At 70.3% G+C, this 15,802-nt stretch carries 14 protein-coding genes; 9 read left to right on the top strand and 5 right to left on the bottom strand.

All coding sequences use genetic code 11. The annotated features are described in order from the left end of the window. Nucleotides 1–44: 44 nt before the first annotated feature. From ACFWY9_RS34995 to ACFWY9_RS34985, 3 genes are read right to left on the bottom strand one after another with little or no spacing between them, the layout of a single operon-like run. On the bottom strand, nt 45–827 hold the full coding sequence (locus tag ACFWY9_RS34995) for a purine-nucleoside phosphorylase (protein WP_378340867.1): 783 nt from the start codon (nt 825–827) through the stop codon (nt 45–47). Next, nucleotides 824–1,252: an ABA4-like family protein gene (locus ACFWY9_RS34990; RefSeq protein ID WP_378329461.1), complete on the bottom strand. Its 429-nt coding sequence runs from the start codon at nt 1,250–1,252 to the stop codon at nt 824–826. The genes ACFWY9_RS34995 and ACFWY9_RS34990 overlap by 4 nt, the downstream gene beginning before the upstream one ends. A 4-nt stretch (nt 1,253–1,256) precedes the next feature. Then, on the bottom strand, nt 1,257–2,228 hold the full coding sequence (locus ACFWY9_RS34985) for a hypothetical protein (protein WP_378340866.1): 972 nt from the start codon (nt 2,226–2,228) through the stop codon (nt 1,257–1,259). Between the two features lie 76 nt (nt 2,229–2,304). Between ACFWY9_RS34985 and ACFWY9_RS34980 the strand changes: the two genes are divergently transcribed. Then, a complete protein-coding gene (locus ACFWY9_RS34980) occupies nt 2,305–2,991 on the top strand; it encodes a MerR family transcriptional regulator (RefSeq protein WP_378329459.1) in 687 nt (228 codons plus the stop codon). Here the strand turns inward: ACFWY9_RS34980 and ACFWY9_RS34975 are convergent. Beyond that, nucleotides 2,988–4,730 (bottom strand): serine/threonine-protein kinase, encoded by a 1,743-nt coding sequence (locus ACFWY9_RS34975; RefSeq protein ID WP_378329504.1) that lies wholly within the window; start codon nt 4,728–4,730, stop codon nt 2,988–2,990. The genes ACFWY9_RS34980 and ACFWY9_RS34975 overlap by 4 nt on opposite strands. A 204-nt stretch (nt 4,731–4,934) precedes the next feature. Between ACFWY9_RS34975 and ACFWY9_RS34970 the strand changes: the two genes are divergently transcribed. The 6 genes from ACFWY9_RS34970 (at nt 4,935) to ACFWY9_RS34945 (ending at nt 12,979) form a co-directional block, all read left to right on the top strand. Next, a complete protein-coding gene (locus ACFWY9_RS34970) occupies nt 4,935–6,812 on the top strand; it encodes a methylmalonyl-CoA mutase family protein (protein ID WP_378340865.1) in 1,878 nt (625 codons plus the stop codon). Next, nucleotides 6,809–8,977 carry a methylmalonyl-CoA mutase gene (gene scpA / locus ACFWY9_RS34965; protein WP_378340864.1) on the top strand — a complete coding sequence of 723 codons (2,169 nt, stop codon included), beginning with the start codon at nt 6,809–6,811 and terminating at the stop codon, nt 8,975–8,977. The genes ACFWY9_RS34970 and scpA overlap by 4 nt, the downstream gene beginning before the upstream one ends. A 3-nt stretch (nt 8,978–8,980) precedes the next feature. Further along, nucleotides 8,981–9,979, top strand: coding sequence for a methylmalonyl Co-A mutase-associated GTPase MeaB (gene meaB / locus ACFWY9_RS34960; protein ID WP_378329456.1), 999 nt, complete (start codon nt 8,981–8,983; stop codon nt 9,977–9,979). A 55-nt stretch (nt 9,980–10,034) separates the two neighbouring features. Next, nucleotides 10,035–10,349, top strand: coding sequence for a hypothetical protein (locus tag ACFWY9_RS34955; protein WP_378329455.1), 315 nt, complete (start codon nt 10,035–10,037; stop codon nt 10,347–10,349). 254 nt (nt 10,350–10,603) lie between these two features. Further along, nucleotides 10,604–11,914: an amidohydrolase gene (locus tag ACFWY9_RS34950; RefSeq protein ID WP_378329454.1), complete on the top strand. Its 1,311-nt coding sequence runs from the start codon at nt 10,604–10,606 to the stop codon at nt 11,912–11,914. Between the two features lie 165 nt (nt 11,915–12,079). Beyond that, entirely contained in the window at nt 12,080–12,979 is a 900-nt protein-coding gene (locus tag ACFWY9_RS34945; RefSeq protein WP_378329503.1) for a DUF559 domain-containing protein, read from the top strand. Nucleotides 12,980–13,042: 63 nt separating this feature from the next. On the opposite strand, the gene ACFWY9_RS34940 is transcribed toward ACFWY9_RS34945, so the two are convergent. Next, on the bottom strand, nt 13,043–13,495 hold the full coding sequence (locus tag ACFWY9_RS34940; protein WP_378329453.1) for a gamma-glutamylcyclotransferase: 453 nt from the start codon (nt 13,493–13,495) through the stop codon (nt 13,043–13,045). A 129-nt stretch (nt 13,496–13,624) separates the two neighbouring features. Between ACFWY9_RS34940 and ACFWY9_RS34935 the strand changes: the two genes are divergently transcribed. Together ACFWY9_RS34935 and ACFWY9_RS34930 are read left to right on the top strand one after the other, a co-directional pair. Then, nucleotides 13,625–15,028, top strand: coding sequence for an NAD(P)H-quinone dehydrogenase (locus tag ACFWY9_RS34935; protein WP_378329452.1), 1,404 nt, complete (start codon nt 13,625–13,627; stop codon nt 15,026–15,028). Nucleotides 15,029–15,105: 77 nt separating this feature from the next. Continuing rightward, entirely contained in the window at nt 15,106–15,567 is a 462-nt protein-coding gene (locus ACFWY9_RS34930) for a hypothetical protein (protein ID WP_378329451.1), read from the top strand. Nucleotides 15,568–15,802: the final 235 nt, after the last annotated feature.

The following is a 15,802-nucleotide window of genomic DNA, read 5'->3' as shown; positions in this document are numbered from 1 at the left end:
CCTCGCATGCCATGCGAGGAAAGTCCCCTTCAGCAGCTTTTCGCTCAGGCGCGGGAGACGAGTTCGCGCAGCAGCTCGCCCATCCGGGTGGCGGCCGCGCGGCCCGCTTCGAGCACCTCTTCGTGGTTCAGCGGTTCGCCGGTCATCCCGGCCGCCAGGTTCGTCACCAGTGACAGCCCGAACACTTCCAGCCCGGCCGCCCGCGCGGCGATCGCCTCCAGCACCGTCGACATCCCGACCAGGTCGGCGCCGAGCGTGCGCAGCATCCGGATCTCCGCCGGTGTCTCGAAGTGCGGCCCGGTCAGTCCCGCGTAGACACCCTCCTCCAGCGACGGGTCGATCTCCTGCGCGACCCCGCGCAGCCGCGCGGAGTACAGGTCGGTCAGGTCGACGAAGTTCGCCCCCACGATCGGCGAACGCGCGGTCAGGTTGAGGTGATCGGAGATCAGCACCGGCTGGCCGACCCGCATCCCCTCCCGCAGCCCGCCCGCCGCGTTCGTCAGCAGCACCGTCCTGGCACCGGCGGCCGCGGCGGTGCGCACGTTGTGCACCACCGGGTCGATGCCCTTGCCCTCGTAGAAATGCGTACGCCCCAGCAGGATCAGCGCCCGTTTGTCCCCGACGCGCACCGACCGGACCGTCCCGCCGTGCCCGACCGCGCTCGGCTGGACGAACCCGGCCAGCTCGCCCAGCGGGATCTCCGCCTCCGGCGTGCCGATGACGTCCGCCGCCGGGCGCCAGCCCGATCCCAGCACCACGGCGATGTCGTGTTTCCCGACGCCCGTGCGCTCCGCGATGGCGGACGCGGCGACCTCGTGTTCTGTCATGTGCGCGAGCGTATCCGGACGCTCCTGGCCACCAGGAACGCGACCAGTCCGAACGGGGACAGGAAGATCGTCAGCGCCAGGATCGGGCTCGTGACGAGCGGGTGGATCCGGTGCTCCCGTGCTTCGAGATACATCCACCGGCCGATGAACAGGTCGAACGCGATCAGGTGCGCCCAGATCAGCGCCGTCCCGTACGGAGTGCCCAGAAACCCTTGCAGCACACCGAGATCCGGCCTGCTGACCGCCCGCCACAGCTCGCCGAAGTGCGGGATCGCGAGCGCGAAGTAGCACACCAGCGGCAGCAGCGGGACCCACGGCGAGGCCAGGATCCGGCGTGTCCACGACCACCCCGGCAGGAAGATCATCAGCGCCCAGAACGGCGCCGCGATCGGGAAGGTCCAGCCGAACAGCGTCGGAACCGTCATCGCGTCAGACCGCCGTACCGAGCTGGGCGCGCTTCGCCGGGCGGCCGATCGCGGCCAGCGCACCGAGCGTGACGGCCAGGACCAGCGCCCCGAACGCCAGCAGCGTCAACCCGTCCGGGCGCACGATCGACTGGCCGCGCTCGGCCTGCCACGTCACCAGCGCGACGAGCCCGGCGTACCCCGCCGAGCCGGCGAGCACGAGCCGGGCCCGGACCGCGCCGTCGGCCAGTACCGGGAACCGCTTCGCCAGCGCGAGCAGGCCGAGTGCCAGCAGCGGCAGCAGCTGCAGCGCGTGCATGCCGACGAAATGCGGGATCCGCAGGTCGCCACCGGCCGTGCTCCAGCCGAGGATCGGCAGGCCCGGCCCGCCGTCCGCGAGGCCGACGGTGTGCCCGCCCCGCATGTCCGGCCTGATCCCGGCGTGCGCCAGCGCGAGCTGCTCCGGCGTCGGGCTGGTCATGAGCTGGCCGAGGGCGAGGCCGACGAGCGAGATGACCCCGCCGAACCGCACCGCCCAGAACGTCCCCCGGTCCCGCTGACGGCTGAACGTCAGCAGCACGGTCAGGATCAGCGTCGCGACGAACAACGCGGCGACCATGATCGCCATGACGTTGAACACCTGGGCGTCGAACGGGGTCGCCCGGTTGAAGTGGCTCGCCGTCCCGCGGATCGCCTGCATGGTGAGCAGGACGTACTCGCCGGCGAACAACGCGACGAGCACCGTGGTGACCCACCACGCCGTCCGGCGGAACCGGGGCAGCAGCGAGACCAGCCAGCTCCAGGTGAAGAAGTACAACGCCCCCGAAATCGCGAACTTGAGCGGCTTGGCCCAGATCGGCGCGCCGGCCAGCGTCCGCTGGTCGGCGAACAGGCCGAGGACGCACAGCACGGCCGCGCCCGCCATCGCGAAGGCGAACCCGGTCGCGGGCCGGTGCCACTGCCACGGCTTGGTCCGGATGTCGGCCAAGATGGTCATGAGATCCTCCCAGAATGGATAGTCAAGCTCTCCGTTATGGGAAGTTAAACTATCCATCCTGAGGAAGTCTTCAGGGATGTCCCTGAGATCCCTCACCGAGATCGGAGTGAGACGGATGCGGATGGCGGAGCTGAGCGCCGAGTCCGGGGTGCCGGTGGCCACCGTCAAGTACTACCTGCGCGAAGGCCTGCTACCGCCCGGCGAGCGCACCAGCCCCAACCAGGCCCGCTACGACGCGACGCACGTCCAGCGGCTCAAGCTCGTCCGCGCGCTGCGCGAGGTCGGCGGGCTGTCCCTGGCCGCGGTGGGTGAGGTGCTCAAGGCCGTCGACGGCAGCAAGACGACGCACAACGCGCTCGGGATCGCGCTCGACGCGCTCAGCCCGGAACCGGCCGAGGTGAGCGCGGAGGACCACGCCTGGGCGCGGGGCCTGCTGGAGCGGCTCGCGGAACGGCACGGCTGGAAACTGCACGACGACGACCGGACCGAGCAGAACGTGATCGACGTCCTGTGCCGGATCCGGGACCTCGGGCACGACGAGCTGATCGCGCGGCTCGACGAGTACGCCGACCTCGCGCAGAAGCTCGCGGTGGTCGACCTGGGCATCACCATCGGCCTGCCGACGCTGGAGCGGATCGTCGAGGCCGCCGTCGTCGGCAGCGTGCTCGGGGATCGCCTGTTCGCCGGGCTGCGGAGGTTCGCGCAGGAACGCGAGTCGCGGCGCCTCTTCCAGCCGGGCTACCGGTCCGGCGACGACTGTTAGCCGGTGATCTTCAGTGTCGGGGCGACCCGGTCGAAGATGTCCGTGCGCGCGGTGTCCTCCTGCTCGGACGGCGCCGTCAGCGAGAGCACCCAGAGATCGTCGTGGGACACGATCAGGTTCGCGAAGGTCGACCGGGTGATCGCGCCGGAGGTCTCGGCGCCCCTGGCGGCGGCACGTTCCGTGGTCCGGTAGGTCAGCGCGCGCCCGTTCTTCGACGGCAGGTCCTCCTCCTTCGCCAGGTAGAACGTGTCCCCGGGGTAGCTCTTCTTCAGGTCGTTGACGTAGTCGGCGAACGAGTTGCCGGTGTAGGCCATGTAACCCGCCAGCCGCTCCACCCGGATGGCCTGGCGCCCGTCCGGCGACACGAACTGCACCACGGTGGTGGTGATGTTGGACGGCGTGCGGTGCGGGGCGACGAACTTCAGCCAGCCGTCGGGGACCTGGAGCGTGAACTGCCCGCCCTTGACCCCGTTGACCGCGTTCGAGTTGCCCTGTTGCGTGACGAGCATCGGCGGCGGGACCACCGCGGGCTGCCCGCTCGAGACCGGCGCCCCCGCGGCCACCGGCAGCAGCGACTGCCCGCCGACGGTCCTGGCCAGTACGAACCCGCCGCCCGCGGCGATCAGGAAGATCAGCACCGACACGACCGCGAGCACCGCGCTCGCCTTCGCGCTCCGACGCGCCGGGGCCAGTGCGGCGAGCGGGGCCAGTGGGGCGGCCGGGACCGGAGGTGGCGGGAGGACGGGGGACTGCGGCATCGGGGGCGGCGGGAGCGAGGGCAGGGCCGCCGACGCGGTGGCCGGGCTCTCGGCGCCGCGCAGGAACGGCAGCGGTCCGGGATCGGCCGCGAGCGCGGCGCCGCTTTCCTCGGCCTGCCGTTCCGGGGTGACCGTCTTGATGATCTGGGTGTCCGTGGCGTCCGGCTGCGCTGAAGTCTTCTTGCCGTCAGGGGTGCGGAACAGCTCGGGACCGAACAGGTCGAGTGCCGATCCGGTCTGCAGCGGGTACAGCCGGTGCCGCACTTCGCGCAGCGAGATGCGCTTCGCCGGCTCCTTCTTCATCAGCGCCGAGATGACGTCGGCCAGCTGGCCGGGGGAGGGCTTCGGGACCTTGCCGTTGACGACCTTGCCGACCGTCTCCAGCGGATCGCCGTCGGCGTCGTAGGGTGCGGCGCCCTCGACGGCGGCGAACAATGTCGCGCCGAGGCCCCACAGGTCGGCGGCAGGGACGACCGCCCCGCCCGAGGCGACCTCGGGCGCGATGTAGGCGGGCGAGCCGAGCATGATCCCGGTGCGGGTCATGGTCGCCTCGGAGACGTTGCGCGCGATCCCGAAGTCGGTGAGCTTGATCCGGCCGTCCCCGGCGACCAGCACGTTCCCCGGTTTGACGTCGCGGTGCGTGATCCCGGCGGCGTGTGCGGCCTCCAGCGCCGAGGCGACGGCGATGCCGACCGCGGCGGCCTGCGCCACGGTGAGCGGGCCGTGGTCGCGCAGGATGTGCGCGAGGCTGCGCGAGGGCAGCAGCTCCATGACCACGAACGGCTCGTCGTTGTCGCGGGCGACATCGTGCAGGATGATCACGTTCGGGTGTGACAGGACCGCGATCGCGCGGGCCTCGCGCAGCGTCCGCTCGCGCAGCTCGTCCGCCTGCGACGCCGGGACGCCCGGCGGCAGCTTCATCTCCTTGACCGCGACCGGCCGGTGCAGGAACTCGTCGTAGGCCGACCAGACGGTGCCCATCGATCCGGCTCCGAGCACCGACCGCAGCCGATAGCGCCCGGCGACGACGCGGGAGGATTCGCTGGAGGTGGACACGCGCCCAATTGTGTCGTATCACCCCGACAGCCGCGGACTCAGCGTGCGTCTTCGGGCACGGGAACCAGAGCGTTCGACGCGACAAGTGTCACAGAACGACGCAGGGTGAGGGCTCTACCATCGTTGGGTATGACACACGAGGCTGGGCCGGGGTCAGTGCAGACCGCCGACGCCGCACTCGCCCTCGCCGCCGAGTTCCCGGCGGCGGAGCGGGCGCAGTGGCAGGAGCTGGTGGCCGCCGTGCTGCGCAAGAGCGGCAGACTCCCCGAAGACTTCGCTGGCGCGCCGGAGAGCAAGCTCGTCACGCGGACCTACGACGGCATCGAGATCCAGCCGCTCTACACCGCCGGCGACGCGCTCGGCGAGCCCGGCTTCCCCGGTCTCCCGCCGTTCGTGCGCGGTGCCCGCCCGCAGGGCCTGGTGAGTACCGGGTGGGACGTCCGCGCCCGGCACGTCCTGCCTGATGCCAAGGCCGCGAACACCGCCATCCTCGCCGATCTCGAAGGCGGCGTCGGTTCGGTCTGGCTGCGCGTCGGCGAGGGCGCGTTGCCGGTGTCCGCGCTGGCCGACGCGCTCAACGAGGTCTATCTCGACCTGGCCACCGTCGTCCTCGACGCCGGTGCCGGCTACGAGGCCGCCGCCGAAGCGCTGTTCGAGATCTACGCCGAGCGCGAGATCCCGGCCAGCGCGGCGCTGGGCACGCTCGGTGCCGATCCGATCGGCGTCGCCGCCCGCACCGGCGCCGCGACTGCCGTGGCACCTGCTGCCGCGCTCGCCGCCCGCGTGGCCTCGGCGTACCCGAAGCTGCGCACGATCGTCGCCGACGGCCTGCCGTTCCACGAGGCGGGCGGTTCGGACGCGCAGGAACTGGGCGCCACGATCGCCGCCGGGGTCGCCTACCTGCGGGCGCTGACCGAGGCGGGCCTCGACGTCGACGCCGCGGCAGGGCAGCTGGAGTTCCGGCTCGCCGCCACCGCCGACCAGTTCCTCACCATCGCGAAGTTCCGTGCCGCGCGGCGGTTGTGGGCCCGCGTCACGGAGGTCTCCGAGGTGAGCGTCGAGGCACGCGGCATGCGGCAGCATGCCGTGACCTCGCCCGCGATGCTGACGCAGCGCGACCCGTGGGTGAACATGCTGCGCACGACACTGGCGTGTTTCGGCGCCGGGGTCGGCGGCGCGGACGCGGTCACAGTGCTCCCGTTCGACGCCGCGATCGGCCTGCCCGACGCGTTCTCCGCGCGGATCGCGCGCAACACCCATGCCGTGTTGCTGGAGGAATCCCGGCTGGCCGGGGTGATCGACCCCGCCGGTGGCTCCTGGTACGTCGAGAACCTCACCGACGAACTCGCGCGCGCCGCGTGGGCGGAATTCACCGCGATCGAGGCCGAAGGCGGGATCGAGGCCTCGCTCGCGTCCGGTGCGCTGGCCGCGCGGCTCGCCGAGACCTGGGAGAAGCGCGCGAAGCGGCTCGCCACCCGGCGCGACCCGCTCACCGGCATCAGCGAATTCCCGAACCTGACGGAGAAACCGGTCGAGCGCGCGCCCTTGCCGTCCACTGTGGAGGGTGGGCTGCCCCGGCACCGGTACGCCGAGGCGTTCGAGGCCCTGCGCGACGCGTCCGACGCGTACCTGGCCGAACACGGCGTCCGGCCCCGCGTCTTCCTCGCCACGCTCGGCCCGGTCGCCGCGCACACCGCGCGGGCCACGTTCGCGGCCAACCTGTTCCAGGCGGGCGGGATCGAGCCGGTCAACCCCGGCGCCACCGACGATCTGCCCGGCGAGTTCCGCGCCAGCGGCGCGAGGATCGCGTGCCTGTGCGGTACCGACGACGCCTACGCGGCCGATGCGGTTCAGGCGTCGGCGTCCCTGGCCGAGGCGGGCGCGGAAACCGTGCTGCTGGCCGGAAAACCCCAGGACTACGCCGGTGTCGGCGGGTACGTCTTCGCCGGGTGCGACGCGCTCGACGTCCTGCGCGGCATCCACGCCCAGTTGGGAGTTTCGCGATGAGTGTTCCGAACTTCGCTTCCGTCGAGCTGGGCTCGGCGCGGCCGGGCGAGCGCGCGGACTGGGCGCGGGCCGTCCAGGAGGCCACCGGTAAGGGCCCGGACGCGCTGGCCTGGGAAACCCCCGAGGGCATCGGCGTCAAGCCGGTGTACACCGGCGAGGATCTGTCCGATGTGGACTTCCTGGGCACATACCCCGGCATCGTGCCGTTCCTGCGCGGCCCGTACCCGACGATGTACGTCAACCAGCCGTGGACCATCCGCCAGTACGCGGGTTTCTCCACCGCCGAGGAGTCGAACGCCTTCTACCGCCGCAATCTCGCGGCCGGGCAGAAGGGCCTTTCGGTCGCCTTCGACCTCGCGACCCACCGCGGCTACGACTCCGACCACCCGCGCGTGTCCGGCGACGTCGGCATGGCGGGCGTGGCCATCGACTCCATCTACGACATGCGGCAGCTCTTCGACGGGATTCCCCTGGACAAGATGAGCGTGTCGATGACCATGAACGGCGCGGTGCTGCCCGTGCTGGCCTTGTATGTGGTCGCGGCGGAGGAACAGGGTGTGCCGCCGGAGAAACTCGCCGGGACCATCCAGAACGACATCCTCAAGGAGTTCATGGTCCGCAACACCTACATCTATCCGCCGCAGCCGTCGATGCGGATCATCTCCGACATCTTCGCGTTCACTTCGCAGCACATGCCGAAGTACAACTCGATCTCCATCTCCGGCTACCACATGCAGGAGGCCGGAGCCACCGCCGACCTCGAACTCGCGTACACCCTCGCGGACGGCGTCGAATACATCCGCGCGGGCATGGACGGCGGACTGGACATCGACAAGTTCGCGCCACGGCTGTCCTTCTTCTGGGCCATCGGCATGAACTTCTTCATGGAGGTCGCCAAACTCCGCGCCGCGCGGCTGTTGTGGGCGAAGCTCGTGAAGGGCTTCGATCCGAAGTCGTCGAAGTCGCTCTCGCTGCGTACGCACTGCCAGACGTCCGGCTGGTCGCTGACCGCGCAGGACGTCTACAACAACGTCGTCCGCACCTGCGTCGAGGCGATGGCGGCGACCCAGGGCCACACGCAGTCCTTGCACACCAACGCGTTGGACGAGGCGCTGGCGCTGCCCACCGACTTCTCCGCGCGGATCGCGCGCAACACGCAGCTGGTGCTGCAGCAGGAATCCGGGACCACGCGGGTGATCGACCCGTGGGGCGGCAGCGCGTTCGTCGAGAAGCTGACGCACGATCTCGCGCTCAAGGCCTGGGGCCACATCACCGAGGTCGAACAGGCCGGTGGCATGGCGAAGGCGATCGACGCCGGTATCCCGAAGCTGCGCATCGAGGAGGCCGCCGCGCGCACGCAGGCGCGGATCGACTCGGGTCGTCAGCCGGTGATCGGGGTCAACAAGTACCAGCTCACCGAGGACGAGCAGGTCGACGTGCTCAAAGTGGACAATGCCGGTGTCCGCGCACAGCAGATCGAGAAGCTGCGGCGTCTGCGTGAGGAGCGGGATTCCGCGGCTACCGAGGACGCGCTGCGGCGGCTGACCGAGGGCGCGGGCAACGGCGGGAACCTGCTGGAGCTGGCGATCGGCGCGGCGCGGGCGAAGGCCACCGTCGGCGAGATCTCCGACGCGCTGGAGAAGCTGTGGGGGCGGCATTCCGGCCAGATCCGTACGATTTCCGGCGTGTACCGCGAGGAAGTCGGTAAGTCGCAGAACGTGGAAAAGGCTCGCGAACTCGTCGACAAGTTCGCCGAGGAGGAGGGCCGCCGTCCGCGCATCCTGGTCGCCAAGATGGGCCAGGACGGGCACGACCGCGGCCAGAAGGTGATCGCCACCGGCTTCGCCGACATCGGCTTCGACGTCGACGTCGGCCCGCTGTTCTCCACCCCGGCCGAGGTCGCGCGGCAGGCCGTCGAGGCGGACGTGCACGTCATCGGCGTGTCCTCGCTGGCCGCCGGGCACCTCTCGCTCGTCCCGGCGCTGCGTCACGAACTGGCCGAGCTGGGCCGCTCCGACATCATGGTGGTCGTCGGCGGCGTCATCCCGCCGCAGGACTACCCCGCGTTGCGGGAGGCGGGCGCGGCGGCGATCTTCGGGCCTGGCACGGTGATCGCGGACGCCGCCATCGACCTGCTGTCCCAGCTTTCGGTGCAGGAGTCCTGAGTTTTGCCCCGCAAGATCGACGTCGCGGCGTACGCCAAGGGAGTCCTCGCGGGTGACCGCGGGACCCTGTCCAAGGCGATCACGCTGGTCGAATCGAACCGCGAGGACCACCGCGCGCGGGCGCAGGAACTGCTCGTCGAGCTGCTGCCGCAGGCGGGCGGGGCGCAGCGGGTCGGGATCACCGGCGTCCCCGGTGTCGGCAAGTCGACATTCATCGACCAGCTGGGTACGGACCTGACGTCGGCCGGGCATCGTGTGGCAGTGCTGGCGGTGGACCCGTCGTCCACCCGGACGGGTGGTTCCATTCTCGGGGACAAGACCCGAATGGCCCGGCTCGCGGTGGACTCGAACGCGTTCATCCGGCCGTCGCCGACGTCCGGCACACTCGGCGGCGTCGCGCGGGCGACCCGCGAGACGATCGTGCTGATGGAGGCGGCCGGGTTCGACATCGTGCTGGTCGAGACGGTCGGCGTCGGGCAGTCCGAGGTCGCGGTGGCGAACATGGTCGACTGCTTCCTCTTCCTGACCCTGGCGCGGACCGGCGACCAGTTGCAGGGCATCAAGAAGGGCGTGCTCGAACTCGCCGACGTCATCGCCGTCAACAAGGCCGACGGCAACCACGAACGCGAGGCGAAACGGGCGGCGCGCGAGCTTTCCGGCGCGCTGCGGATGATCTACGGACCGGACGCGGCGTGGACGCCACCCGTGCTGACCTGCAGCGGGCTGACCGGGACCGGGCTCGACGGCGTGTGGGCCGAGATCACCCGGCACCGCGACCAGCTGTCCGCGTCCGGCGAACTGGCCGAGCGGCGGCGGCAGCAGCAGGTCGACTGGACCTGGTCGATGGTGCGGGAGCAACTGCTCGGCCGGTTGTCGGCGCATCCGGAGGTACGAGCGGTCGTTCCGGACGTCGAGCGGGCGGTCCGGGACGGTGAGCTGACCGCGACGCTCGCCGCGCAGCGGATCCTGGACGCGTTCTCCGCGCCCCCGCGTGGCGGGTGACACCCCGGCCGGAGAGCGGGCACAATGTGGGACGCACCGGTGACGGAGGGAAGTCATGACGAAGCTGCGGAGTCTGGTGGTCACGGGGTTGCTGGGACTGGTGGTGCTCTGCGCCGCGCCCGCGCAGGCAGCCCAGGTACCCGCCGCTTCTTCTGTCGTGTACTCCGTAAATGCTCAACTCGCTGGGGCGGCGTCGGTGTCGGTGGCACCGCGGCAGCAGCCGCCAGGGCCGGTGCTGGACCCCGCTGAAACGGACAAAGCGAACAAAGAGAAGAGCCGCAACAAGATCATCGCGGGCGTCGTCGCCGCCTTGCTGCTGCTGATCGTCATCCTGGGCCGCAGGCAGCGCAAGAAGAGCAAGTCGTCCTGACCTGGTTCCCGGCCGCGACCAAGCGCGAGCCGAGCAGCACTCTCCGTTCACCCAGGCCGAATTCGGCGACGCCGTTCGTCGCAGATCCACTACCGGCCGTCTGCCTTCGCCGTCCGGAAGGCGCCTCTTGCCGCCTGCATGGTGCACGATCATCGGCAAATGGGTAAGACTGGATTGACGGCACGTTGCGTGACACCCGATACGTCCATCTCGGGCATCGGGTCGGCCAGCCGTGTTGCGGGAGGAGGTGCGGCGTGACGGTGCTCGATTCACGACCGGACGTTCCAGGCGACCAGAACGACTCCGAGGGTCGCCTGGTCACCACGGCCGAGGCGCCCGGCGCGCTGATCTCCGAAGCCGGGGTCAGCATGGCGCCGGTGCAGGATCTCGGCGAGGGCCGCGGCCCGTTCTGGCTCGACGACTGGCTGCGCGCGAACGCGACGGACGTCGTCGCCTGGCGCAGGCACATCCACGCGCACCCCGAGCTGTCCCGGCACGAGTTCGCGACCACCGAACTGGTCGTCACTCTTTTGCGCGCCGTCGGCCTCAAGCCGTGGGTCCTGCCCGGCGGGACAGGGGTGGTCTGCGACATCGGCCAGGGTGACCGGTGTGTCGCGCTGCGTGCCGACATGGACGCGCTGCCGCTCACCGAGGCGACCGCGCTGCCGTACGCGTCGACCGTGGACGGCGCGGCGCACATGTGCGGGCACGACGCGCACACCGCGATCCTGCTGGGCGCGGCCCGCGCGCTGGCCGGTGCGCCCGAGCTGCCCGGCAAGGTGCGGCTGATCTTCCAGGCCGCCGAGGAGGTCATGCCCGGCGGCGCGCTGGACATGATCGCGGCCGGCGCGCTCGACGGCGTCGAGCGGATCTACGGGCTGCACTGCGACCCGCGGCTCGAGGTCGGGCGCATCGGGACCAGGGTCGGCGCGCTGACCTCGGCCGCCGACCTCATCGAACTGCGGCTGACCTCGCCCGGTGGGCACACCTCACGGCCGCATCTGACCGCCGACCTGGTGCACGCGCTCGGCACGGTCATCACGTCGCTGCCGTCGGTGCTTTCGCGGCGGGTCGACCCGCGGTCCGGGACCGTGCTGGTCTGGGGCGCGGTGCACGCCGGTCAGGCCGCCAACGCCGTCCCGCAGGACGGCGTGCTGCGGGGCACGCTGCGCACCGCCGACCACGAGGTCTGGACCATGCTGGAGCCGCTGGTCGCCTCGTCGGTGGAGTCGCTGCTCGCGCCGACCGGGGTCGGGTTCTCGCTGGACTACCGCCGCGGCGTCCCGCCGGTGATGAGCGACGCGGAGAGCGTGTCCCTGATGCGCGCCGGTGTCGAGGCCGCGTTGGGGGAGAAAGCGCTCGCGGGCACGGAGCAGTCCTCCGGCGGCGAAGACTTCGGCTGGTACCTCGAACACGTCCAAGGCGCCTTCGCCCGCCTCGGCGTCTGGTCCGGCGGCACCACCCCGATGTCGGACATCCACCGCCCCACCTTCGTCCTCGACGAACGCGCCCTCCTCGTCGGCGTCCGCACCCTAGTCCACACCGCCCTCACCACCCTCGCCTAATCACGCGAGATCTCCGTCTGATCACGCGACATCGCCTCGTAAGCACGCGGGTTCGCCTTTCTGTCACGTTCCCGCGTGTCGCGGGGTTATCCACAGCCGGTGGAGTTATCCACAGATTGCGCGGAGTGTCATCGCCCGGTGCGGAAAGCGCCGATCCTCGACGGTGTGATCGACTGGAATAGCCGACGAGGTGTGGTCACCCGCCGTGAAGCCGACGAGTTGCTTGGCCGGAGAGCTGTGCTGGCGGGCTTGGCGAGTGGCGTGCTCACCCAGCCGTGGCGAGGGGTGGTCGTACACGCGGCCGCTTCCCTCGATCTGGCGACTCGCGCCCGAGCGGCCGTGCTCGCGACGGATACGACCGCGGTTCTGTCCGGGACGACTTCTGTTGCCCTACATGGGATTTCCGCGATCGACAGCGCCGAGATCCACATCACTGTGCCGCCGGAGCGGAAGATCAAGTCCAAGTCGGGGTTGGTGGTGCATCGTGGCGAACTCGCGCCGACTGACGTCATCGAACTCGACGGGCTGAGAGTCTGCGCCGTAGATCTGGCCTTGGCGGACCTGCTCTGTACGGGTGACAAGCACATGGCCTTCGCGGCGCTTGACGAGGCCCTGGGGGAGCTTGTTCCCGACCACCGCTGGCGCCTGCGGGAGAACGTGCGTGATCGCTTGGACGAGCGGCCGAGCAAGCGAGGTATCCACAGGGCGCGGACGCTGCTCGACCTCGCCACGGGCCTGGCCGCATCACCACCGGAGAGCGTTCTCCGGTTGATCGTGGTGGAAGCGGGGTTTCCGATTCCGGAAGCACAGTACGAGATCACCACGATCGACGGCCGCAAGCTCTACGTGCTCGATCTCGCTTGGCCATCGTGCCGGATCGCGCTGGAATACGACGGATTCGCCGCTCACGAGGAGCGGCATGGCTACGACCTCGAACGGGACGCACGGATGGCGGGCCGCGGTTGGGTCACGATTCGAGCTTCAGCGGCAGATCTCCGTGACCCGCGCCGGATGCTGCGGGCATTGGGCGCGGTGTTCGAGCAGCGAGGCCACAAGATCGCGTGATCAGGCGGGAATCTCGTGTGCTGGGGAGGCGAACTGGCGTGATTGGACGGAGAACTCGCGTGATCAGCCGGTGATGCCTTGGCAGGGGCGGGTGCGGAGGTTGTCGACGTAGTCGGCGGGGGCGCCGGCGGCTTCGGCGGCGTCGGCGAGGACGCCGAGGTAGCGGGCGGAGGGGAGGCCGCCTTCGTAGGCGTCGAGGACGTAGAGCCAGGCCAAGACCGAGCCGTCCATCGTCTGGACCCGGAGGCGGATCTTGTTGTGCATCCCGAGCTCGCCGCCTTCCCAGCGGTCGAGCCCCTCCTCGTCCAGCGAGATGACGTCGTAGAGCACGACGAACACCCGCGAGCCGGGATCTTCGACGATCGTGGCCAGTGCACCTTCCCAGCCCAGATCCTCGCCACCGAAGGTCAGCCGCCAGCCCTCGAGCCAGCCGGTGCCGGCCATCGGTGAGTGCGGGGCGCGCTCCAGCATCTGGGCGGGCTCCATGTTCGATCCGTACGCGGCATACAACGGCACGCCGACAGCCTAGCGACCCATCCGTCACCCGAGTGGACGCACATGCCGTGTCCGGCCACTTCGTCTGTCCGTCAACCCGCCCGCGTACCGTGAAGCCGCACCCCGTACGCGCGTACTAGGAGGACTCAGGTGACCAGGATCGTGATCATGGGCGGCGGCCCGGCGGGTTACGAAGCGGCTCTGGTCGCCGCGCAGCACGGCGCCGACGTGACGATCGTCGAGCGTGACGGCCTCGGCGGCGCCTGCGTGCTCTACGACTGCGTGCCGTCGAAGACGTTCATCGCCTCCTCGGGCGCGCTGGCCAAGCTGCACGATCTGGGCGAGCTCGGCATCAACACCGACCTCGCGGACACCGGCATCGACCTGCCGACCGTCCACGGACGAGTGAAAGGTCTCGCACTCGCGCAGTCCGCCGACATCCGCGCCAGGGTGCAGCGCGAGGGTGTTCGCGTGGTCACCGGCGCGGCGCGCTTCTGCGACGACGAGCCGGGCCTCGCCACGCACAAGGTCGCTGTCACCCATCCGGGTGGAGAATCCGAGACGCTGCCCGCCGACGTCGTCCTGATCGCCACCGGCGCGACCCCGCGCGTGCTGCCCGGCGCCGTGCCGGACGGCGAGCGCATCCTCGACTGGCGTCAGCTCTACGACCTCGCCGAGCTGCCCGAACACCTCGCGGTGATCGGTTCCGGCGTCACCGGCGCCGAGTTCGCCTCCGCCTACACCGAGATGGGTGTCAAGGTCACCGTCGTCTCCAGCCGTGACCGCGTTCTCCCGCACGAGGACGCCGACGCCGCCGCGGTGCTGGAGGAAGTGTTCTCCCAGCGCGGCACCGAGGTGGTCAAGCACGCTCGCGCCGATCGGGTCGAGCGCACCGAGAAGGGCGTCGAGGTCCACCTCGCCGACGGCCGGGTGATCGAGGCCAGCCACGCGCTGATGACCGTCGGCTCGATCCCCAACACCACCGACATCGGCCTGGAGCGAGTCGGCATCGAGCCCGGCCCCGGCGGTTTCATCACCGTCGACCGGGTCTCGCGCACCAGCGTCCCCGGCATTTACGCCGCCGGTGACTGCACCGGTGTCCTGATGCTCGCCTCGGTGGCCAGCATGCAGGGCCGGATTGCGATGTGGCACGCGCTGGGCGAGGGCGTCGCGCCGATCAAGCTCAAGACCGTCGCCGCCAACGTCTTCACCCACCCGGAAATCGCCACCGTCGGCATCAGCCAGCAGGCGATCGACTCCGGCGAGGTGCCCGCACGCACCATCATGCTCCCGCTCGCGACCAACGCCAGGGCGAAGATGGAGGGCCTCCGCCGCGGCTTCGTGAAGCTGTTCTGCCGCCCCGCCACCGGCGTGGTCGTCGGTGGGGTGGTCGTGGCGCCGACGGCGAGCGAGCTCATCCTTCCCATCGCACTCGCCGTCCAGAACCAGCTCACAGTGGACCACCTGGCACTGACATTTTCGGTGTACCCGTCGCTGTCCGGATCGATCACCGAGGCGGGTCGCCAGCTCATGCGCCACGACGATCTGGACTGATCGCGTTCGCGGCGCAACCCCGTAACACCCGATGCGTCCTGACCGTTGTGGGGAACGGGAAGACAAGGAGTTCGCGGGTGCGCAAGACGGCGGTTTTCGGTGCGGTGGCGGTACTGGGGGCGAGCCTGCTCGCCGTCCCGGCGGCGGCTCAGCCCACTCCCGTCAGCCCCGCGGCGCCCGCCCCGGCGGGGGTGAGCGTCCAGCTCAACGCCGACACGGCCGCCAAGCACGGCTCGGTGAACAAGTTCGTGCGGGACTCGCAGAACGTCGCGCTGGCGCAGTGCCCGACACCGAAGACCGCGACCTTCTCGTCCCCGGTGCTGGCCTTCGGCCGCTACGACTTCGGCTCGGTCATGGGGGTTCAGGCGAACGTCAGCGCGGTGGCGTGGCTCAACTCCGGAACCGCGGCCGGGGACTACCCGCTCACTGTGACCTGCGAGGGAAAGTCTTACACCGCAACGTTTTCCGTGTCCGCTCCGCAGGTCGAGAAGGTGCCGTCGGGCGCCGCGAAGGCAGGCGACGGGAGTCTGGCCGAGTAGGCACGGCAGGAGATCCGGCCGCCGGGGACAAGGGTTTCCCGGCGGCTTTTTCGTGCGCCTGACAACGAGTTCCCGGCGTAGGCGTATCGCGATCGGTTCGTTATCCAGTCGGACAACCGCGCGTACGCGGAGAGCGTCTTCCGAGTGTTGGGAAAAGGTGCCGACCGGCGGCAGGGGGAACTGTGCGCGGCGCACCGGAATTCTCTTTCTCCTGCCCGAAACAATGGTATCCAGA

The sequence above is a fragment of the Amycolatopsis sp. NPDC059027 genome, assembly GCF_042739735.1.
Classification (GTDB): domain Bacteria; phylum Actinomycetota; class Actinomycetes; order Mycobacteriales; family Pseudonocardiaceae; genus Amycolatopsis.
This window is presented reverse-complemented; position numbering and strand designations above follow the sequence as displayed.

Coding starts and splice junctions, on each gene's coding strand:
- ACFWY9_RS34995 (WP_378340867.1), bottom strand. CDS start 827: ATGACAGAACACGAGGTCGCCGCGTCCGCCATCGCGGAGCGCACGGGC.
- ACFWY9_RS34990 (WP_378329461.1), bottom strand. CDS start 1,252: ATGACGGTTCCGACGCTGTTCGGCTGGACCTTCCCGATCGCGGCGCCG.
- ACFWY9_RS34985 (WP_378340866.1), bottom strand. CDS start 2,228: ATGACCATCTTGGCCGACATCCGGACCAAGCCGTGGCAGTGGCACCGG.
- ACFWY9_RS34980 (WP_378329459.1), top strand. CDS start 2,305: ATGTCCCTGAGATCCCTCACCGAGATCGGAGTGAGACGGATGCGGATG.
- ACFWY9_RS34975 (WP_378329504.1), bottom strand. CDS start 4,730: ATGGGCACCGTCTGGTCGGCCTACGACGAGTTCCTGCACCGGCCGGTC.
- ACFWY9_RS34970 (WP_378340865.1), top strand. CDS start 4,935: ATGACACACGAGGCTGGGCCGGGGTCAGTGCAGACCGCCGACGCCGCA.
- scpA (WP_378340864.1), top strand. CDS start 6,809: ATGAGTGTTCCGAACTTCGCTTCCGTCGAGCTGGGCTCGGCGCGGCCG.
- ACFWY9_RS34955 (WP_378329455.1), top strand. CDS start 10,035: ATGACGAAGCTGCGGAGTCTGGTGGTCACGGGGTTGCTGGGACTGGTG.